Annotated in this window: 15 protein-coding genes; 2 read left to right on the forward strand and 13 right to left on the reverse strand. The window is 72.3% G+C overall.

Annotation, left to right across the window (positions count from 1 at the left end):
- Positions 1-416 precede the first annotated feature (416 nt).
- On the reverse strand, positions 417-2,336 hold the full coding sequence (gene typA, locus ACF0H8_RS17480; protein WP_395290156.1) for a translational GTPase TypA: 1,920 nt from the start codon (positions 2,334-2,336) through the stop codon (positions 417-419).
- Positions 2,337-2,688: 352 nt separating this feature from the next.
- On the opposite strand from typA, the gene ACF0H8_RS17485 reads away from it, so the two are divergent.
- The gene (locus ACF0H8_RS17485; protein ID WP_395290157.1) at positions 2,689-3,351 is read left to right on the forward strand and encodes a PH domain-containing protein; all 663 of its coding nucleotides are present in this window, start codon (positions 2,689-2,691) and stop codon (positions 3,349-3,351) included.
- 139 nt (positions 3,352-3,490) lie between these two features.
- Here the strand turns inward: ACF0H8_RS17485 and ACF0H8_RS17490 are convergent, their stop codons facing one another.
- The 11 genes from ACF0H8_RS17490 to ACF0H8_RS17540 form a co-directional block, all read right to left on the reverse strand.
- Positions 3,491-5,197: an ABC transporter family substrate-binding protein gene (locus ACF0H8_RS17490; protein WP_395290918.1), complete on the reverse strand. Its 1,707-nt coding sequence runs from the start codon at positions 5,195-5,197 to the stop codon at positions 3,491-3,493.
- Between the two features lie 342 nt (positions 5,198-5,539).
- Positions 5,540-7,573: a dipeptide ABC transporter ATP-binding protein gene (locus ACF0H8_RS17495; RefSeq protein ID WP_395290158.1), complete on the reverse strand. Its 2,034-nt coding sequence runs from the start codon at positions 7,571-7,573 to the stop codon at positions 5,540-5,542.
- The gene (locus ACF0H8_RS17500; RefSeq protein ID WP_395290159.1) at positions 7,570-8,475 is read right to left on the reverse strand and encodes an ABC transporter permease; all 906 of its coding nucleotides are present in this window, start codon (positions 8,473-8,475) and stop codon (positions 7,570-7,572) included. Before ACF0H8_RS17500 ends, ACF0H8_RS17495 begins: the two co-directional genes overlap by 4 nt.
- Positions 8,472-9,455 (reverse strand): ABC transporter permease, encoded by a 984-nt coding sequence (locus ACF0H8_RS17505; protein WP_395290160.1) that lies wholly within the window; start codon positions 9,453-9,455, stop codon positions 8,472-8,474. The genes ACF0H8_RS17500 and ACF0H8_RS17505 overlap by 4 nt, the downstream gene beginning before the upstream one ends.
- A gap of 168 nt (positions 9,456-9,623) precedes the next feature.
- Complete coding sequence (locus ACF0H8_RS17510) at positions 9,624-11,348, reverse strand: dipeptide ABC transporter ATP-binding protein (protein ID WP_395290161.1); 1,725 nt, start codon at positions 11,346-11,348, stop codon at positions 9,624-9,626.
- The gene (locus tag ACF0H8_RS17515) at positions 11,345-12,331 is read right to left on the reverse strand and encodes an ABC transporter permease (protein WP_395290162.1); all 987 of its coding nucleotides are present in this window, start codon (positions 12,329-12,331) and stop codon (positions 11,345-11,347) included. The genes ACF0H8_RS17510 and ACF0H8_RS17515 overlap by 4 nt, the downstream gene beginning before the upstream one ends.
- Positions 12,324-13,250, reverse strand: coding sequence for an ABC transporter permease (locus tag ACF0H8_RS17520; protein WP_395290163.1), 927 nt, complete (start codon positions 13,248-13,250; stop codon positions 12,324-12,326). The genes ACF0H8_RS17515 and ACF0H8_RS17520 overlap by 8 nt, the downstream gene beginning before the upstream one ends.
- 277 nt (positions 13,251-13,527) lie before the next feature.
- The gene (locus ACF0H8_RS17525; RefSeq protein ID WP_395290919.1) at positions 13,528-15,147 is read right to left on the reverse strand and encodes an ABC transporter substrate-binding protein; all 1,620 of its coding nucleotides are present in this window, start codon (positions 15,145-15,147) and stop codon (positions 13,528-13,530) included.
- A 416-nt stretch (positions 15,148-15,563) separates the two neighbouring features.
- Positions 15,564-17,195, reverse strand: coding sequence for an ABC transporter substrate-binding protein (locus ACF0H8_RS17530; protein ID WP_395290164.1), 1,632 nt, complete (start codon positions 17,193-17,195; stop codon positions 15,564-15,566).
- A gap of 238 nt (positions 17,196-17,433) precedes the next feature.
- Positions 17,434-17,847 carry a spore germination protein GerW family protein gene (locus ACF0H8_RS17535; protein ID WP_395290165.1) on the reverse strand — a complete coding sequence of 138 codons (414 nt, stop codon included), beginning with the start codon at positions 17,845-17,847 and terminating at the stop codon, positions 17,434-17,436.
- A 94-nt stretch (positions 17,848-17,941) separates the two neighbouring features.
- Positions 17,942-18,727 (reverse strand): carbon-nitrogen hydrolase family protein, encoded by a 786-nt coding sequence (locus ACF0H8_RS17540; protein ID WP_395290166.1) that lies wholly within the window; start codon positions 18,725-18,727, stop codon positions 17,942-17,944.
- A gap of 205 nt (positions 18,728-18,932) precedes the next feature.
- Between ACF0H8_RS17540 and yidD the strand changes: the two genes are divergently transcribed.
- Entirely contained in the window at positions 18,933-19,217 is a 285-nt protein-coding gene (gene yidD / locus ACF0H8_RS17545; protein ID WP_395290167.1) for a membrane protein insertion efficiency factor YidD, read from the forward strand.
- A 129-nt stretch (positions 19,218-19,346) separates the two neighbouring features.
- Here yidD and ACF0H8_RS17550 read toward each other — a convergent pair whose 3' ends face one another.
- Positions 19,347-19,691 carry a thioredoxin family protein gene (locus tag ACF0H8_RS17550; protein WP_395290168.1) on the reverse strand — a complete coding sequence of 115 codons (345 nt, stop codon included), beginning with the start codon at positions 19,689-19,691 and terminating at the stop codon, positions 19,347-19,349.
- Positions 19,692-20,098: the final 407 nt, after the last annotated feature.

The following is a 20,098-nucleotide window of genomic DNA, read 5'->3' on the forward strand; positions in this document are numbered from 1 at the left end:
ACCCATCATTGCCCCTCGCGGGCACCGCGCCAGCCGATCGGCGGGGCGTGTCCGCACGGACCGATCGGACCCCGCGCCGTGGCCGCGTCCCCCGCCGCGCCCGTCCGTCCCGCCGCGCCCCGTAGGTTCCGCCGTGGCCGCGTCCCCCGCCGCGCCCGAAGGTCCCGCCGCGCCCGTCCGTCGCGCCCGTTCGTCGCGCCCGTTCGTCGCGCCAACCGCCGAGGGCCCCTCGACACCTCGACGGCGCCTCCTGGTGGCCCTCGGCGAGTCGAGGCGCCCTCGGTGGGACTGCGCCGGGGCGCACGACGGCCCGCCCCTCGGAAGCCACGACGGCCCGCCCCTCGGAAGCCGCGACGGCCCGCCCCCGAAGGGGCGGGCCGTCGTCGAGAAGGCGTGCGCCGGACGGCGCCGGGACCTCAGACCGACGCGGTGGCGCGGCGGTTGCGCGAGGCGACCTTGTACCGCTCGTTGGAGTCCAGGATGACCTTGCGGATGCGCACCACCTCGGGGGTGACCTCCACGCACTCGTCCTCGGCGGCGAACTCCAGGGACTCCTCGAGGGTGAGCTTGCGCGGCGGGACGAGGCTCTCGAAGTTGTCCGCCGTGGAGGAGCGCATGTTCGTCAGCTGCTTCTCCTTGGTGATGTTGACGTCCATGTCCTCGTTGCGGGGGTTCTCGCCGACGACCTGGCCCTCGTACACCTCCGAGGTCGGCTCGACGAAGAAGGAGCCGCGCTCCTGCAGCTTGATCATCGCGAAGGGCGTCACCGCGCCGGCGCGGTCGGCCACCATCGAACCGGTGGAGCGCATCTCGATCGTGCCCTGCCACGGTTCGTAGCCCTCGTGGATCGAGGAGGCGATGCCGGTGCCGCGGGTCTCGGTGAGGAACCTGGTGCGGAAGCCGATGAGCCCGCGGGCCGGGACGACGAACTCCATGCGCACCCAGCCGGTGCCGTGGTTCGACATGGTCTCCATGCGGCCCTTGCGCTGGGCCATGAGCTGGGTGACGGTGCCGAGGTACTCCTCGGGCACGTCGATGGTCATGCGCTCCATCGGCTCGTGCTTCTTGCCGTCGATGGTCTTGGTGACCACCTGCGGCTTGCCGACGGTCAGCTCGAAGCCCTCGCGGCGCATCTGCTCGACGAGGATGGCCAGGGCCAGCTCGCCGCGGCCCTGGACCTCCCAGGCGTCGGGCCGGTCGGTGGGCAGCACCTTGAGGGAGACGTTGCCGATCAGCTCGCGGTCGAGGCGGTCCTTGACCTGGCGGGCGGTGAGCTTGTGACCCTTCACGCGGCCGGCGAGCGGGGAGGTGTTGATCCCGATGGTCATGGAGATGGCGGGGTCGTCCACGGTGATCAGCGGCAACGGGCGCGGGTCCTCGGGATCCACCAGGGACTCGCCGATGGTGATGTCCTCGATGCCGGCGACGGCGACGATGTCGCCCGCGCGGGCGCTCTCGGCGGGCACCCGATCGAGGGCCTCGGTGCGCAGCAGCTCCGAGACGCGCACGGTCTTCATCGTGCCGTCCTGGCGGGCCCAGGCGACGGTCTGGCCCTTCTGCAGCTCGCCGTTGTGGATGCGCAGCAGCGCGAGGCGGCCCAGGAACGGCGAGGCGTCGAGGTTGGTCACGTGCGCCTGCAGCGGCGCGCCCTCGTCGTAGGACGGGGCGGGGATCTTCTCGATGATCGTCTCGAACAGCGGCTCGAGGTTCTCGTCCTCGGGCAACGCGCCGTCGGCGGGCTGGGTCAGGCTGGCCCGGCCCGCCTTCGCCGAGGCGTACACGACCGGCACGTCGAGGATGGCGTCGAGGTCGATGTCCGGGACCTCGTCCGCCAGGTCGGACGCCAGGCCCAGGAGGAGGTCCTGAGCCTCGGAGACGACCTCGCTGATGCGCGAGTCGGGGCGGTCGACCTTGTTGACCACCAGGACGACCGGCAGCTTCGCGGCCAGCGCCTTGCGCAGCACGAACCGCGTCTGGGGCAGCGGCCCCTCGGAGGCGTCGACGAGCAGCACGACGCCGTCGACCATCGACAGGCCGCGCTCGACCTCGCCGCCGAAGTCGGCGTGGCCGGGGGTGTCGATGACGTTGATGACCAGGCCGTCCTCGAGGCCGGCGGCCTGCGCCGCCGGGCCGCGGTAGTGCACCGCGGTGTTCTTCGCGAGGATGGTGATGCCCTTCTCGCGCTCGAGGTCGCCGGAGTCCATGGCACGCTCGTCGACGTGCTGGTGCTCGCCGAAGGCACCGGACTGCCACAGCATGGCGTCCACCAGGGTGGTCTTGCCGTGGTCGACGTGGGCGACGATTGCGACGTTGCGCAGATCCGAGCGCACAGGCATACGCAGAGCTCATTTCATCAGTGAGGGCGGGGCTGTCCGCTCACGGCGACGCGACGCATCTGCCCGGGCGGGCCGGGCGCCGGAAATGGCACCGATTGGCAATTCTACCGGGCACATGCCGTTTCCCGGCACCCCCGGCCGTCGCTGTGTGCCCAGGTTCACGCCCGGGCCCCGCGTTTCCGAGCTCCTGCGGGCGCGGCGACCGGCCCGGTCACACCGGAACGGCGGGGCGCGCGGGGACGCCACGGCGCCCGGTGCGCCCGCGACGACGCGGCCTTTTTCGGGCCCGACGCCGCCACAGGTCCGGCCGTGACGGAATGGTGCTCGGCGGCTCTTGACGAACAATTGGCTCATGGCTCCGACCGTCGTCTTCCGTCCCACCTCCAGCCGCGTCTACGCCGTCGTCTGCTGGGTGGTGGCCGCCGTCGTCCTCGGGGCGTTCGCGGCCAACGGGGGGCCGGCCGAGCTCATCAGGTACGGCGCGCTCCCGCTGGCGCTGGCGACGTTCGGCTGGGCGGTGTTCTGGCAACCCCACGTCACGGTGCGCGACGCCGGTGTGGAGGTCGGCAACGTCTTCAGCACGGTTCACCTGCCCTGGACGGCGATCCGCGGGGTGGAGACGCGCTGGGGCCTGAAGGTGCTGACGAGGACGAAGGGCTACGCGGCGTGGGCGGCCCCGCGCGCCGGCCGCAGCCGGCTCCGCAGCCGGCAGGAGACCGACGCCGCGGCTGCCGGCCGGCCGACCTGCGGCGCCTCCCCCGGCGGTGACGTCATCCGCTCGAACGGCGACGCCGACACGGTGGCGGCCTTCATCGACGACCGGCTGGGGCAGGTGAGGGACCCGCAGGGCCCGGCGGCCGGGACGCCCGGCGCCGCACGGGTCACCGGAATGGGGCCCATCCCGGGCCGGGACGTCCCGGGCCCGGACGGCGTGCGGGCCAGCTTGAACACGCCGGCGATCGTGCTGATGGTTGGCAGCATCGCCCTGGCCGTCCTGAGCTGGGTCCTGGGCTGACCGCCAACCCGTCATGAGCCCGATCGGCGAGCCTTTGTCAGGCTATTCCTGACGAAGTCCCACCGGTGGCGCGACCCAGGGCCCCGTCTGGAGAACTCCGATGGCCACCCGCGGTCAGCGCAAGCGGGCGCCTCCGGAGTCAGCCGGCGGCGGCGAAGCCCCAGTTCTCCGGCCGGGTGCTGCTGAGGCCGGTGGCGCCGAAGTTGGCGAGCTCCGCCGTCGTCGCAACCAGCTGCGGGCGCTGGTACAGCGGCAGCGTGTGCGCCGAGGCCCAGATGAGCTCATCGGCGCGGTCCGCCAGCCTCAGGCGCTCCTCCTGGTCGGGCTCGGTGGCGATCTGCTCGATCAGCGCGTTCAGCTCGGGGTTGTCCAGCCGCGCGTAGTTCAGCGGCGCCATCTCCGGGTCGCCGTAGACCGCGGCGAGGCCCTGGAGCGGGAACGGCGAGCCGTACCAGCTGAAGGCGATCATCTCGAACGCCCCCGCGCCGAGGGTCTCCGTGAACGCCGCCTCGGCGACGTGGTCGAGCTCGACGTCGACGCCGACCTCGCGCAGCTGCGCCTGGACGAGCAGGGCCTCGTTCTCCGAGACCGGGACGCCGGAGAAGACGGTGAACCGCACGGTCAGCGGCTCGCCGTCGCGCTCGCGGATGCCGGTGGCCTCGTCGAGCTCCCAGCCGGCGGCGTCGAGGTCCGCGGCCGCGCGGGCGGGGTCGTAGGCGTAGTCGCCCGCGTTGTCCTCGTAGCCCTCCTGCCCGCGCATGAACACGTGGTTGTCGAGGACCATGTGCAGCTCCTCGGGCAGGCCCGCGAGGCTGGAGGCGGCGATGGCCTCCCGGTCGACCGCCCGGACGATGGCGCGGCGCACCTCGGGCTCGGCGAGCGCGCCGGCCGTGGTGTTGAAGGTCAGGTGGCGCCAGTCGGTGCCGGCGGCCTGGCGGACCTCCGCGCCGGGGACCGCCCGGGCGAGCTGGTAGGCGTTGGGGTCGGCGCCGACCTCGAACACGTCGAGCTCCCCGTTCTGGAAGGCCGTGGCCGTCGCCTCGGCCCTGAGCGCGCGCATCTCGATGGCGTCGAGCATGGGCTCGGGGCCCCACCAGTTCTCGTTGGGCACCAGGGTGATGGCCTGCTGGGCCTCGTCGATCTCCTCGACGGCGAACGGCCCGGTGAACCACTCCGCCGGGTACTCCGCCCAGCCGGCGTTGAACGTCTCGGCGTCCTGCACGCCCTCGGCGGGGAGCACCGTGGAGAGCATCGCCTCCCAGTCGGGGAAGACCGCGGCGAAGGTGACCACCACGTCGAACTCGGTCTCGCCCTGGGCGACCGACTCGACCTGGGAGAAGGCGGCGGGGTTGGCGCACTGGAACTCGGCCGACCCGCTGCACGCCGCGACCGTGGCGGCATAGTCCTCCCAGGTGATGGGCTCGCCGCCGTTCCACACCGCCTCGGGGTTCAGGTGCAGCGTGACCACCTGACGGCCGTCGGTGACCTCCTCCTCCACGCCGGCGAGGTAGTTCTCGTTGGGCGAGGGCACGCCCTCGCCGTCGAAGTCCCAGTTCGTCACGCTCAGCGGCCCGCGGACCTCGTTGAAGGAGGGGTGGGAGCCCGCCGTGTGGAGGGGGTTCCACTGGTCGGGCAGCTCCCCGACGGCGCGGCGCAGCACGCCGCCGGGCTCCATGTCCTCCCGGGCCGTCGCGTTGACCTCGAAGAGCTCCCCCTCGCCGTCGAGGACGACGCCGGCGGAGGGCCCGGCGGTGGAGCCCGGCCGGCTCTGCCGCTCGTCAGGGTCGGCGCTGCACCCTGCCAGCGCCAGCGTGCCGGCGACGGCCAGCGCCGCCAGGCTCATCATCTTCCGCACGTACGTCCTCCGCATGCCCATGGGGGCGCCCGCGACCGGTGGAGGCCGGCCGCCGGACATTCCCCGGGGGCTACTGAACCACTGTGTGCCCCCTGGACGGGGGACGCCCCGGCGGGGCGTTGTGCCGCGTGGCGCGGTCGGCGCGGTGAGGCCTCACCGGCGCCGGCGCACGGGGCCGGTGGCAGGGGCAGCGTACCGGTGACACGGGGATATCAGCTCGGACCGCCACCGGATCGAGACGCGTGGCCCCCGAAGAGGCTTCTCGCTCCGCTCGGGCACGACCCCGCGCGGTCACGACCCCGCGAAGCGCTTCGCCCGGTGCCGCGCCCGGGCTCAGCGCTCCGTGTGGTGGCAGGCGGCCTCCTGCCGCTCGCCCACCGCCCGCAGCGGCGGGTCGGCGGCGCGGCACGCCTGCTGCGCCGCGTCGTCGAGGCGGCGGAAGAGCGGGCAGCGGGCGCGGAAGCGGCACCCCGCCTTCGCGGCGAGGGCCGCGTCGTCGTCCGGGAGGACGATCCGCGGCCGGTGCCGCTGCGCGGGGTCGGGGACGGGCACGGCGGAGAGCAGCGCCCGGGTGTAGGGGTGCGCCGGCCGGTCGAACACCCGGCGGACCGGCCCGGCCTCGACGATGCGGCCGCGGTGCAGGACGGCGACCCGGTCGGCCAGGTGGCGCACGACCGGCAGGTCGTGGGAGACGAGCAGGTAGCTCAGGTCCAGCCTGGCGCGCAGGTCGGCGAGCAGGTTGACGATGCCCGCGCGGACGGAGACGTCGAGGGCGGAGACCGGCTCGTCCAGCACGAGCAGGCGCGGGGAGAGCGCGAGGGCCCGGGCGACGGCCACCCGCTGGCGCTGCCCGCCGGAGAGGTGCCGCGGGAAGCGTGCGGCGAGCTCGGGGCCGAGCCCGACCAGGTCGAGCAGCTCGGCCACGCGGCGCCGGGTGCCGGGCCAGGTCCGCCGGTCGGCGCGTAGCGGCTCGGCGACCAGGTCGTGGACCGTCATGCGGGGGTCGAGCGCGGCGTCGGGGTCCTGGTGCACGAGCTGGACCTCACGGCGCAGCTCGCGGCGCGAGGCCCGGGTGAGGCGGGCGACGTCGGAGCCGAGCACGGTGATGGTGCCGGCTTGGGGGGCGCGCAGCTCGAGGATCTCCCGCGTCGTCGTCGTCTTCCCGCTGCCGGACTCCCCCACCAGCGCCAGCGCCTCGCCGGCACGGACGTCGAAGCTGATGCCGTCCACCGCGGTGACCGCCCCGGCGCGCCTGCGCCGCGGGCCGCGAACCGGGTAGTGCCGGACGAGACCGGTCACCCGCAGCACCTCCTCCCGCTCCTCGCGCGGTCCGCGCCGCGCGGGCGCGGTGGGCGCCGGGGCGGGGAAGAGGTCCTCGGGCGCCGCACCCGCCGTCTCCGTGAGCCGGTGGCACGCCGCCCGGCGGCCGGACCCGCCCGGCTCGTCGGGCACCGGCGCGAGGGACGGCTCCGCCTCGCGGCAGGTGTCGGTGGCCAGGGGGCACCGGGGCGCGAAGGGACACCCCGGCACCTGGTCGAGCGGCGACGGCGGCGCCCCCTCGACCGGGGTCAGCACCGCCGCCCCGGGCCGGGGCAGCGCACCTACCAGGCCCAGGGTGTAGGGCATACGGGGCCGGGCGAGGATCTCCGCCACCGGCCCCACCTCGACGACCCGGCCGGCGTACATGACCGCCACCCGGTCCGCCATCGACGCGACGACGCCCAGGTCGTGGGTGACGAGCACCAGCGCGGCGCCGGTGGCGTCGCGGGCCGCCCGCAGGGCGTCCACGACCTGCGCCTGGACGGTGACGTCGAGCGCGGAGGTGGGCTCGTCGGCGACGATGACGTCCGGGTCGTTCGCCATCGCCATGGCGATCACCACCCGCTGCCGCATGCCGCCGGAGAGCTCGTGCGGGTACGCGCGCGCCCGGTCCTCCGGCCGGTCGATGCCGACCGTCGCCAGCAGCTCGACGGCGCGCCGCCGGGCCGTCGCCCGGGGCACCGGGCGGTGGGCCCGCAGCGCCTCGACGATCTGGTCGCCCACGGTGTGCACCGGCGTGAGCGCGGAGAGGGCGTCCTGGAAGACCATGGCCAGGCGGGCGCCGCGCACGGCGGAGAGCGCGGCGTCGTCGCGGCCGACCAGCTCCTCCCCCGCCAGGCGCACGGAGCCGCGCACCCGGGCCCGCTCGGGCAGCAGACCCAGCAGGGCGAGCGCGGCCGTCGTCTTGCCGGCGCCGGACTCCCCCACCACCGCCAGCACCTCGCCGGCGTGCACGGCCAGGTCCACCCCGCGCACGGCGTGCACCTCGCCGTCCTCGGCGGGCAGGCGCACGTCGAGGCCGGCGACCTCGAGCACGGGGGCGCTCACGCGCGGCCGCCCTCGGCCGGGTCCAGCGCGCCGCGCAGGCCGTCGCCCACGAGGTTCACGCACCCCAGCAGCGCCACCAGGGCGGCCGCGGGGGCCAGGAAGACCCACGGGAAGGTGGTGGCGGTTCGCTGGCCCTCCGCCAGCAGGGTGCCGAGGGAGGTCTCCGGCGCCTGCACGCCGAAGCCGAAGTACGACAGCGACGTCTCCGCCAGCACCGCCGAGGCCACCGCGAGGGTGGCGTCGACGACGAGCAGGGAGGCCAGGTTGGGCAGCACGTGGCGGGCGATGATCGCGGCGGCGGGCACGTTCATGTACCGCGCCGCCGCCACGTAGTCGAGCTCCTTCAGGCTCAGCGTCATGGCGCGCACCACGCGGGCGGAGAGCATCCAGCCGAACCCGCCGAGCACGAGGACGAGCAGCCCCACCGAGCCCGGCTCGCCGCCGGCGCGCACCGTCAGCACCGCCACGAGGATGTAGCCGGGCACGACCAGCAGCAGGTCGATCACCCACAGCACCACCCGGTCGAGCAAGCCGCCGCGGTAGGCCGCGACGGTCCCGACGACGGCCGCGACCGCCGTCTGCAGGGCCCCGGCCCCCAGGCCGACCAGCAGCGAGGTGCGCAGGCCCTCAAGGGTCAGCGCCAGCACGTCGCGGCCGGACTGGGTGGTGCCGAGCCAGTGGCCGGCGCCCGGGGGCTCGAGGAACGCCGCGGTGTCGACGGCGCGGTGGTCCCACGCCAGCACGGCCGGCCCGGCCGCGGCCACGGCGGCGAGGGTGAGCAGGCCGAGCAGCCCCGCCGTCGCCGAGCGGTCCCGCAGGAACCGGCGCGCGACGACGCGGGCGCGGCCGGCACGCCCGGGGGGCGGCGGGACCGGCGCCAGCGGCGGAAGGGGCGCGGTCACGGCAGCCGCACCCGGGGGTCGAGGGCCGCGGTGAGGAGGTCCGAGAGCAGGGCGCCCGCCAGGACGCACACCGCGCCGAAGGCGGCGACCGCGACGGTGCCGTGGACGTCCTGGGCGGCGATGGCCTCCACGGCGTAGGCGCCCATGCCGTGCCAGCCGTAGACCAGCTCGATGAAGGCCGACCCGAGCACGAGGCCGGCCACCGAGAAGGCGAGGTAGGTGCCGGTGGGGATCAGCGCGGTGCGCAGCGCGTGGCGGCGCACCGCGGTGCCGCGCCGCAGCCCCTTGGCGCGGGCCGTGCGGACGTAGCTCGCGCCGACGGTGTCCAGGACCAGGTTGCGCTGGACGCGCGCGAAGAACGCCGCCTGCCCGGCGGCGAGCGTGAGCGTGGGCAGGAGCAGGTGCTGGAGGCGGTCGCCGAGCGGGGCCAGCGGCCCGTCCCCGTGGCGGCCGGTCTCCCCGAGGAACTCGAACAGCTGCACCCCGGCGGCCTGGTTCGCGCGCACCGCGAGGATCTGCAGCACCACCGCGAGCACGAGCGTCGGGGTGGAGAGGACCACGAGGGACGCGATGGTGACCGCCCGGTCGGCGGCGCGCCCGTGCCGGGCGGCCGCCCAGGCGCCGAGCGCCACACCTGCGACGGTGCCGAGCACGCAGCCCAGGCTCACCAGCCGCAGCGACACCCACACCCGCGTGCCGACCTCCTCGTTCACGCTGCCGCCCGCGGGGGTGCGGCCCCAGTCCCAGTCGGTGAGCACCCCGCCGAGCCAGGCCAGGTACCGCTGGGCCAGCGGGACGGCGTCGCTGAGGTTGTAGGCCCGCAGGGTGGCCTCGACGGCGGCCGGGTCCAGGGGCGGGTTGCGCAGCTCGTAGAGCGAGCGGGGGTCGAGCGCGGTCGCGGCGAGCGCGTAGGCGAGGGAGACGGCCAGCACCAGCAGCACCGCGTAGCCCAGCAGCCTGCGGGCGAGGTACCGGAGCATCGACCGCCCTCCGTGGGTCCCGGGACGCCCGCCAGGTTACATGCCGGTGGCGGTCCGGAAGCCGACCGGCGGCGGCGCCGTGGCGGCCGGGCGCGAGCAGGCCCCGGTCCGGCTCACGCCGGCCCCGGGGCCTGCTGGGGACGGCGCCGCCTCAGCGCGCCGGTCGGGTCAGTTCACGTCCTGCGGGCCGGCGAGCTCCAGCTCCAGGCTGGCGCCCGGGATGGCCGCGAGCAGCTCGCGGGTGTAGGCCTGCTGCGGCCGCTCGAAGACGTCGTCGGTCGTGGCGTGCTCGACGATCCGGCCCTTCTCCATCACCGCCACCGAGTCGGCGATCTGGCGCACCACCGCCAGGTCGTGGGTGATGAACAGGTAGGTCAGCCCGAGCTCGGCCTGCAGGTCGTTGAGCAGCGTGAGGACCTGCGCCTGGACGAGCACGTCGAGGGCGGAGACTGCCTCGTCGCACACCAGCAGCTTGGGCTGCAGCGCCAGGGCGCGGGCGATGGCCACGCGCTGGCGCTGGCCGCCGGAGAGCTCGTTCGGGTAGCGGCGCATGGTCGACTTCGGCAGGGCGACCATGTCCAGGAGCTCGGCGACCCGGTCCGCGCGGGACTTCTTGTCACCGATGTCGTGCACGCGCAACGGCTCCTCGATCGTGCGGAAGATCGAGTACATGGGGTCCAGCGAGCCGTACGGGTTCTGGAAGATGGGCTGGACCTGGCGACGGAAGTCGAACAGCTCGCGCTTGCCGAGCCTGCCGACCTCGGTGCCCTCGAAGATGACCCGGCCGTCCGTGGGCTCGAGCAGGTTGAGCATGATGTTCGCGACCGTGGACTTGCCGGACCCCGACTCGCCCACCAGCGCCATGGTGCTGCCGCGCGGGATCGCGAAGGAGACGTCGTCGACGGCCTTGAAGGTCCGGCCGGCGCCGGGCACGGCGCCGCGCAGGTGGAACTCCTTGGTCAGGTTCTCCACCTCGACGATGTGGGGGGCGCGGGCGGCGGCCTCGACGTCGGCGAGCAGCTCGGGGCTGTCCTCGCCGCGCTCCTTGGCGCTCTGGATGCGCCGGGAGGCCAGCGACGGCGCCGAGGACACCAGCCGCTGGGTGTACGGGTGTTGCGGGTCGGAAAGGATCCGCCGCGCCGGGCCGGACTCCACCACGCGCCCGCGGTGCATCACCACGAGGTGCTCGGCGCGCTCCGCGGCGAGCCCGAGGTCGTGGGTGATGAACAGGACGGCGGCGCCGAGCTCCCGCGTGAGGTGCTCGAGGTGGTCGAGGATCTGCCGCTGCACGGTCACGTCGAGCGCCGAGGTCGGCTCGTCCGCGATGAGCAGCTTGGGGTGCGAGGCGAGGCCGATGGCGATGAGCGCGCGCTGGCGCATGCCGCCGGAGAACTCGTGCGGGTACTGCTTCGCGCGGCGCTCGGCGTCGGGCAGGCCGGCCTGGGAGAGGACCTCGTGGACCCGGTCCTTCGCCTCCTTGCGGTCCATGCCGTTGGCGACCAGCGCCTCCTTGACCTGGAACCCGATCTTCCACACCGGGTTGAGGTTGGACATCGGGTCCTGGGGCACCAGGCCGATCTCGCTGCCGCGCAGTGCCTCGATCTCCTTGCGGGAGGGGTGGGTGATGTCCTTGCCCATGAACTTGATGGACCCGCCGACGACCTTGCCGGTGCCCGGCAGCAGGTCGATGACGGCGTGCGCGGTCGTGGACTTGCCCGAGCCCGACTCGCCCACGATGGCCACGGCCTGGCCGGGGTAGACGGTCAGGTTCGCGCCGCGCACCGCGGGCACCATGCCGGTGCTGGACCGGAAGGCGACCTCGAGGTCGCGGATCTCGAGCAGCGGCTGGCTCGGGTCCACGGCGGTGGACACTGCGGTCGTCGTGTTGCTCATCGCGCACGCACCTTCGGGTCCAGGGCGTCACGCACGGCGTCACCCATCATGATGAAGCCCAGCACCGTCAGGGCCAGGGCACCGGCCGGGAAGAACAGCACCGCCGCGTTCGACCGCAGCGACTGCTGGGCCATGGAGATGTCGCCGCCCCACGAGACGATCGACGGCGGCAGGCCGATGCCGAGGAAGCTCAGCGTGGCCTCGGCGACGATGAACGTGCCGAGGGACACCGTGGCGTAGACGATGATCGGTGCGGCGGCGTTGGGCAGGATGTGCCGGGCCAGAGCGCCGAACTTGCTCACGCCGAGGGACTTGGCGGCCGTGACGTAGTCGTTGTTCTTCACGCTCATGACCGAGCCGCGCGTGATGCGCGCGATCTGGGTCCAGCCGAACGAGGCGAGCACCGCGACCACCGTGAGGGTGTCCCGGTTCTCCTGGAACAGCTGCATGATCACGATGGCGGCGAGGACCAGCGGGATCGCGAAGAAGATGTCGGTGAGGCGCGAGAGGATCGTGTCGAACCAGCCGCCGAAGAAGCCGGCGATCGAGCCGACGACCACACCGATGATCACCACGGCGATGGTCGTCAGCACGCCCACGCTCACCGACGCACGGGCGCCGTAGATGACCCGCGAGTAGATGTCGCAGCCCTGCCGGTCGAAGCCGAACGGGTGGCCGGGCGACGCCTCGCCGAAGCTGTTGCCCAGCTCGCAGAAGCGCGGGTCCTGGGAGGTGAACAGGCTCGGGAACGCCGCGAGCGTGCACACCAGCACGATGATGACGGCCGAGACCCAGAACAGCGGGCGACGGCGGAGCTTCTGCCAGGCCTCGCTCCACATGCTCGACGGCGCGCCGGTGTCCGACACGGCGTCGACGGCGCCGAGGCCGGTCTCGTCGAGCTGGGCGAAGAAGTGCTCCTGGTGCCGGCGGACGGCGAGGGGCTCGGGCCCGCGGCCGGGGCCGGTGTGGACGATGTCAGGCATAGCGGATCCTCGGGTCCAGGACGGCGTAGAGCAGGTCGACCACCAGGTTCGCCACGATGTAGATCAGGACGAGCACCGTGGTGAGGGAGACGACAGTCGCGGACTCACCCTGGAGGATGGCCCGGTACAGCGTCCCGCCCACGCCGTTGATGTTGAAGATGCCCTCGGTGACGATGGCGCCACCCATGAGGGTGCCCAGGTCGGCGCCCAGGAAGGTGACGACCGGGATGAGGGAGTTGCGCAGCACGTGGACGGTGATCACGCGGGGCCGGGACAGGCCCTTGGCCGTCGCCGTGCGCACGTAGTCCGCCGTCATGTTCTCGGAGACCGAGGTCCGGGTCAGGCGCAGCACGTAGGCCAGGGAGACCGCGCCCAGCACGACGGCGGGCATCAGCAGGCTCCGGAACGTGGGGTCGCCGCCCACCGTGGTGGGCAGCAGGCGCAGCTCCACGCCGACGACGAACTGCAGCACGAAGCCGATGACGAACGTGGGGACCGCGATGACCAGCAGGCTGAGCACCAGTGCCGTGGCGTCGAAGATGCTGCCCTTGCGCAGGCCGGCGACCAGACCGAGGATCACGCCGAAGATGGCCTCGAAGACCAGCGCCATCAGGGCGAGCCGGAACGTGACCGGCAGCGCCTCCTTGATGACGTCGAAGACCTCGCGGCCGGAGAACGTCACGCCGAAGTCCAGCGTGAAGATGCCCTGCAGGTACAGCAGGTACTGCACGATGAACGGCTCGTCCAGGTTGTAGCGCTGGCGGATCTGCGCCTGCACCGCCTCGGGCAGCCCCCGGTCACCACCGAGCGCGGCCACCGGGTCGCCGGGCAGGGCGAAGACCATGAAATAGATCAGCAGCGTGGCCCCCAGGAACACAGGGATCACCTGCAGGACCCTGCGCCCGATGTACCGGAGCATCAGGTCGCCTCCTCGTTTGAGTTCACTTACGACAGACGGGTACGGCTCGTTCGCGGCCGGTCCACTCACCGCGTCCCGCTGGCAGGCTCACGTCGATCGGTCGGTCAGGTTCTCACGGCCGGACGTGCGTCGCGTGCGCGCCGTACGACTTTACGCCGTCACGCACAAAACACGAACACGGGATAAACCACGGTGGGGTTCTCGCCCTGGAAAAGGACGGGGGCGGGACCGCGAGGTCCCGCCCCCGTCCGTCAGGCGAGGAGAGCTAAAGGAAAGCTCACTCCGCCTTGGTGATCTCGTGGAAGATCGGCACGCTGTTCCAGCCGAACTCCACGTTGTCCACCGTCTCGGCGGAGCCGCCGGTGACGTTGGAGTACCACAGCGGGATCGCGGGCAGGTCCTCGAAGAGGATCTCCTGCGCCTGCTGGTACTTCGCGTTGGCCTCCTCGACGGACGGCGCCGCGTTGCCCTCGGTGATCAGCTTGTCGAACTCCGGGTTGGAGTAGTTGCCGTCGTTGGAGCCGGCGTTGGTGAAGTACAACGGGCCGAGGAAGTTGTTCAGGCCCGGGTAGTCCGCCTGCCAGCCGGTGCGGAAGGCGCCGGTCATCTTGTCGGCCGTCACGTCGGTGCGCAGGTCGGCGAAGACGGCGTAGGGCGTGCCCTCCGCCTCGATGCCGAGGACGTTGCGGAGGGAGTTCACCGTGGCGTCGACCCAGGCCTGGTGGCCACCGTCGGTGTTGTAGGCGAGGGTGAAGGTGCCCTCCCACGGCGAGATCTCGTCCGCCTGGGCCCACAGCTCCTTGGCCTTCTCCGCGTCGTACTCGAGGACCTCGGAGCCGGAGATCGAGTCCGACCAGCCGTCGATCACCGGGGAGGTGAAGTCGGAGGCCGGGGTGCGGGTGCCCTGGAAGATCGTCTCGGTGATCTCCTCGCGGTTGATCGCGTGGGAGATCGCCTGACGACGGAGCTTGCCCTCCTCGTCGGGCCCGAAGTGCGGGAGGTAGCCCGGGATGGTGAAGGACTGGAAGACGGCCGCCGGCTGGTTCACCGCACGGTCGCCCAGCTCCTCCTCGAAGTCGGCGAAGGCCGAGTCCGGCACGGCGTCGAGCACGTCGAGGTTGCCCGAGAGCAGGTCGTTGTACGCCGCGTCCTGCGTCTCGTAGAACTTCAGCGTCACGCCGCCATTCTGCGGCTCACGCGGGCCCTCGTAACTCTCGCTCGGGACCAGCTCGATCTGGACGTTGTGCTCCCACGCACCCTCGCCGGCGAGCTTGTACGGGCCGTTGCCGATCGGGTTCTCGCCGAAGGCCTCCGGGTCCTCGAACGCCGCCTCGGGCAGCGGGAAGAAGGCTGAGTAGCCCAGGCGGAGCGGGAAGTCGGACTCCGGCTGGTTCAGCTTGACCGTGAAGGTCGTCTCGTCCACGACCTGCAGGCCGGTGAGCTCGGAGTCCTCCTCGTACGAGAAGCCCTCGATCGGCTCGAAGAAGTAGCTCGACAGGTGGCCGTTGCTCAGCAGCGCGCCCTGGTTCCAGGCGTCGACGAAGCTCGACGAGGTGACCGGGGAGCCGTCCGAGAAGGTCAGGCCCTCCTTGATGGTGATGGTGTAGTTCTGGTTGTCCTCGGTCTCGATGGACTCCGCGACCGCGTTGTGCGCGGCGCCGTCGGCGTCGTAGTAGACGAGGCCCTCGAACACGAGGTCGACGATCTTGCCGCCGCCGACCTCGTTGGTGTTGGTCGGGATCAGCGGGTTCTGCGGCTCGTTGCCGTTGGCGACGACGACACCGGTGCTGGCGCCGTCGGCGGCAGCCCCCTCGGTGCCCTCCTCCTCGGCAGCACCGCTGCCGCACGCGGCGAGCACGAGCGATCCGGTCAGGATCGATGCGGCCACGCCAGCCATACGCCTGGTCTTCAATGTTCCTCCTGATGAGTGAGCGGTCCGCTCGTTACCCCGGCACCGGACACGCAGTGTCGGCGGTACTGCGGCCGTCGCTGGCGCGGGTTTCCGGAACTCTAGGTCCCGGACCCGTTAGGAGGGAAATGTCTCACCGATTTGTTACGGGATCGTTATTGCCTGCGGCGTGCCGGAATCGGCAGCCCGCCGCGGTCCGAGAATGCCGGATTCCTGCCGTTTCTGGCCCGGTGTCTCCGTAATGACGCCTCGCCCGGGTCCGGCCCCAAGGCGCACCGGAGCGATCGGCGGCTTCCCGGTCCCCCGCCGACCGCTGCGTCCCGGACGGCGCACGACTGAGGCGCGGCGCGGCCCACGCATGGGTGAGGGGCGGGTCAGACCCGCCCCTCACTCCATGACCGAGGTCAGCCCTTGGTGACGTTGTACAGCAGCGGCACGCTGTTCCAGCCGAACTCGACGTTGTCCACGCCCTCGGCCCAGCCGCCCGTGGCGTTCTGGTACCACAGCGGCAGCTGCGGCAGGTCCCGGAAGAGGATCTCCTCGGCCTGCTGGAGCAGCTCGATGGCCTCGTCGCTGCTGGCCGCGGTGTTCGACCGCGTCACCAGGTCGTCGAACTCGGGGTTGGAGTACCAGGTGTCGTTGGATCCCCCGATCGCCGCTGTGGTGAACACGGGCGCGAGGTAGTTCGCCAGGCTCGGGTAGTCCGCCTGCCACCCCGCCCGGAAGGCCCCGGTGATCCGCTGGTTGTCGCGGGCGTCGAGGAACTCGGAGAACTGCGCGTACGGCTCGAGCTCGGCGTCGATCCCGAGGGTGTTGCGGAGGGAGTTGTTGACGGCGTCGACCCACGGCTGGTGGTCTGCGTCGGTGTTCGTTGAGATGGTGAACGTGCCCTCCCAGGGCTGGATCGCGTCGGCCTGCGCCCAGAGGTCCTTCGCGAGGTCCGGGTCGTACTCGAGCACCTCGTTGCCCGGGATGGAGTCCGAATAGCCCTCGATCACCGGGGAAGAGTAGTCCGTGGCGGGCGTGCGGGTACCGAAGAAGATGGCCTCGGTGATCTCCTCGCGGTTGATCGCGTGCGAGACGGCCTGGCGGCGCAGGCGGCCCGCCTCGCCCGAGAGCTGCGGCACGTACGCCGGGAAGGCGATCGTCTGGTTGAGCGCCGCGGGCTGGTTGACCGAGCGCCCGGCCAGCTCGTCCTCGAAGGTCTGGAACACGGAGGCCGGCACCTCGTCGAGGACGTCGAGGTTGCCGGAGAGCAGGTCGTTGTACGCCGCGTCCAGGTTCTCGTACATGCGGACCGTCACCCCGCCGTTCTGGGGCACGCGCTCGCCCTGGTACTCCTCGTTCGGCACGAGCTCGATCTGCACGTTATGCTCCCACGCCCCCTCCCCGGCGAGGCGGTAGGGGCCGTTGCCGATGGGGTTCTCGCCGAAGGCGGCCATGTCCTGGAACGCCGCCTCGGGCAGCGGGGAGAACGCGGTGTAGCCGAGCCGATGCGGGAAGTCGGACTCGGGCTGGTTCAGCGTCACCGTGAAGGTGCGGTCGTCGACGACCTGCAGCCCCGTGAGCGGGGAGTCCTGCTCCGCCGAGAAGCCCTGGATGGAGCTGAAGAACTCGATGTTCGCCTGCGCGTTGCTCAGCAGCGCGCCGAAGTTCCAGGCGTCCACGAAGCTCGACGCGGTGACCGGCGAGCCGTCGGAGAAGGTCCACCCCTCCTCGAGCGTGATGGTGTACGTCTGGTTGTCCTCGGTCTCGATGGACTCGGCCACCTCGTTGCGGACCGCCCCCTCCGCGTCGTACTCGACGAGCCGGGAGAAGAGCAGGTCGACGACCTTGCCGCCCTCCACCTCGTTGGTGTCGGTGGGGATGAGCGGGTTCTGGGGCTCGGTGCCGTTGACCGTCACGACCGCGTCGCCGCCGCCTTCCCCGCCGCCAGCTCCCGCGTCGTCCGCCGGTTCCTCCGCGCCGCACGCGGCGAGGGCGAGCGACCCCGCGAGGATCGATGCGGCCACGCCGGCCATTCGCCTGGTTCTCAACGTTCCTCCTCGTGGTGAGCGAGACGCTCCCGGGAGGAGAGATGCGGGCACGCGAAGGCATCGCCGACCCCGGTTCCGGAAAGGCGCCCGGTCCGGAAAAACGATAGGCAGGCGGCTTCGCCAAAATCCGGCGGACGGGTAATCGTTATGGACTCGTAATTCGAACGCGACCGGTTATTAAGTGGCCGCGTGGTATAGCGCGGAATGGTCGGATCAGGGCGCGCCCGGTCCCCGTACGTCAACCGCGCCGGCGCAGCGCCCACGAGAGGGCCAGCACGACGACGACGCCGAGGAGCTGGCCGCTCAGGATCACGCGGTTGAGGTCGAGCGCGGGCTGCCACGAGACCGCGCCGTCCTTGATGACGTAGACGCCCACGGGACGGGCGCGGACGGCGAAGCCCCCGCCCCCGCCGGACCCCTCGCCCGCGTGGGCGGGGCCGTGCGCTCCCGGCCCCGTGGCCGCCGCACCCGTCGCGGGCTCGTCCTCACCGGCGCTCTCGCTGCCGAAGCCCATGCCGCTGCCGCCCATCACCTTGGCGACGGGGATGACCGTCACGCCGTCACGCTCGTAGGGCTCCCCGAACACGCGCCGCACGTGCAGCGCCTCCCGGGCGGTCTGAGTGGGCAGGTCGATGTTGCCGCTGGTCTCCATGGCTGCCTCCTTCTGCGACACGGCCAGCCTAGGAGGACCCCTGAGTCCGCGGCGACGGCGCTCGACGGGCCCGGCCGCGTACGGCCGCTGCCGGCTACCGCGGCCGCACCTCGAAACGCCGGTTCGCCAGGCTGGGGTTGCGCTCGCGGACCTCGTGCACGCGTGCGGCGGTGAGCTCCGCGACGGCGACGCCCGGCTCCTCCGCCAGGGCGGCCAGCACCTCGCCGGTGGGGTCGGCGATGAGGCTGTGCCCGGAGCGGTGGGCGCCCGTCTGCCCGCTCGCCAGCACGTACACCGTGTTCTCGATCGCCCGGGCGCGCGCGAGCGTGACCCAGTGGTCCACCTTGCCCGGACCGGCCACCCAGGCCGCGGGCACGGCGAGCACGTCGGCCCCGGCGTCGACAAGGAAGCGAGCCATCTCGGGGAACCGGAGGTCGTAGCAGGTCATCACGCCGACGCGGAGGTCCCCGAGCTCGATCACCAGCGCCTCCGGCGAGTGGGCGGCGAGCCTGTCCGACTCCCGGTCGCCGAACGCGTCGTAGAGGTGGACCTTCCGGTAGACACCGACGAGCTCCCCGCCCTGGTTGACCGCGACCACGGTGTTGGCGGGCTTGTCCGCGCCGTCCGGCAGCCGCTCGGTCATCCCCGCGAGGACCGCCACGCGGTGCTCGTGGGCGGCGCGCGCCAGGCCGGCGACGAACGGCCCGTCGAGCCGTTCCGCCTCGGCCCGCAGGCCGGCCGCGGTCGGCCGGGGCTCCCAGGACATCGTGTACTCGGGCAGGACGACGAGCTTCGCTCCGGACCGCGCCGCCTCGGCGATGCGGCCCTCCGCCGCCGCCAGGTTGGCGGCCTTGTCCGTCGTGGCGCTCAGCTGAGCCACCGCCACCAGTGTCATCTCGTCCCCTGTCCGCGCGACCGACCGATGGACCGACTCTGCCACGTGGTGGGGACCTCCAGGTCGACCGTGCCGGCACGGGCCCCTCCCCCGCTCGCCTCCCGGCTGCCGCGCGGCGGGCTCGTCACCGCGCCCGGGCGGTCACGTCTCACCGCGACGCGGCGCACCCCGGTCGCTAGCGTGGCGTCGCATGACTCCGGCTAGCCGCGCCGCCGACGCGCTGATCAGCTTCTACCAGCACCGCATCTCGCCGAGGAAGGGCTGGAGCTGCGCGCACCGGGTCGCCCACGGCGGCCCGTCCTGCTCCGCCGCGGTCCGTCAGATCCTCGGCACCCGGGGGCTCCTGCGCGGCACGGTACCCACCATGGCCCGCTTCCTCGCGTGCTACCGCGCGGCCAGCCTCCTGCTCGCCACCCGTACAGACGTACGCGGGGTGTGCTGCTGCGGCCCCATCCCGATCCCGTTCCGCTTCTAACCGCCGGGTGATCTCGCCCTTCCGGGCGATCCCACCGGCCCGCGTACACGGATCAGGGAGCCATCAGATGCTGTGAACGCAGGACGCGGTGCCGGTGACGGCCGGCGGCTGCCTCAGCCCGCAGGGCATCTAGTTCAGGTAGTCATCCGCCTGCAGTATTGCGTGGATGAGTTGATCCGTCGTGGGTGCTCCTGCGATGCCGTCGGGTGTCACGTAGACACGGCATGGCAGCCCAGTGTCCGGGCAACAATGGGTCAAGAGGCAGTCTCCGGGACAGGGAAACGGATCGTGGCCGTTGATGCGGATCGTCGGTGAGCCGCGGAAGTTGATCGACCGAGCCTGCTCGTTGGTGGACACGCGCACGAGATCGACGGGCTCGTCGCCAAGGCCACAGTTCTCCAGCACGTGTGCGAGGCGCGAGAGCGCCACCGTCCAGCTCGGGCAACCGTCGATGTAGAGCAGCTCGATGTTCACGAGCGAGCAGTATGCACCGATCGGCATGCGCATGCGCGTGGGCCCGCCCTGGGGTCCACGTACGCCGTCAGGTGCAACGCGCCGGACGCGGCGAGGTCCAGATCACGCCACCGTCGGACAGGGCAACAACCCGCCGCAGCAGAACACCGTCACCTACCGGTGCGGAAGACCTCCGGAACGGCAGGTCTGAACGGCATCCACCTGAACGAACTCCGCCACTTCCATGCGTCCGGCCTCATGGCCGCAGGATGCGACGTGGTGGCCGTCGAGAGGGCACTGGCACAGGCGTCAGCCACGTCACGCTCAACACCTAGCTCCTCAGACGTTGAAGCGGAACGATTCCGGAGGGTTTTGGCTGTTTTCGGTCATCGTCGAACGACGACGAAAACATGCTCTGACCTGCAGAA

The sequence above is a fragment of the Georgenia sp. AZ-5 genome (assembly GCF_043952095.1).
In the GTDB taxonomy this organism is placed as follows: domain Bacteria; phylum Actinomycetota; class Actinomycetes; order Actinomycetales; family Actinomycetaceae; genus Georgenia.

Bases quoted from the DNA above. Each gene is read 5' to 3' on its own strand.
- ACF0H8_RS17515 (WP_395290162.1), bottom strand. From the start codon at position 12,331: ATGCCTGACATCGTCCACACCGGCCCCGGCCGCGGGCCCGAGCCCCTC.
- ACF0H8_RS17505 (WP_395290160.1), bottom strand. From the start codon at position 9,455: ATGCTCCGGTACCTCGCCCGCAGGCTGCTGGGCTACGCGGTGCTGCTG.
- ACF0H8_RS17485 (WP_395290157.1), top strand. From the start codon at position 2,689: ATGGCTCCGACCGTCGTCTTCCGTCCCACCTCCAGCCGCGTCTACGCC.
- typA (WP_395290156.1), bottom strand. From the start codon at position 2,336: ATGCCTGTGCGCTCGGATCTGCGCAACGTCGCAATCGTCGCCCACGTC.
- ACF0H8_RS17520 (WP_395290163.1), bottom strand. From the start codon at position 13,250: ATGCTCCGGTACATCGGGCGCAGGGTCCTGCAGGTGATCCCTGTGTTC.
- ACF0H8_RS17535 (WP_395290165.1), bottom strand. From the start codon at position 17,847: ATGGAGACCAGCGGCAACATCGACCTGCCCACTCAGACCGCCCGGGAG.
- ACF0H8_RS17490 (WP_395290918.1), bottom strand. From the start codon at position 5,197: ATGATGAGCCTGGCGGCGCTGGCCGTCGCCGGCACGCTGGCGCTGGCA.
- ACF0H8_RS17525 (WP_395290919.1), bottom strand. From the start codon at position 15,147: ATGGCTGGCGTGGCCGCATCGATCCTGACCGGATCGCTCGTGCTCGCC.
- yidD (WP_395290167.1), top strand. From the start codon at position 18,933: ATGACTCCGGCTAGCCGCGCCGCCGACGCGCTGATCAGCTTCTACCAG.
- ACF0H8_RS17510 (WP_395290161.1), bottom strand. From the start codon at position 11,348: ATGAGCAACACGACGACCGCAGTGTCCACCGCCGTGGACCCGAGCCAG.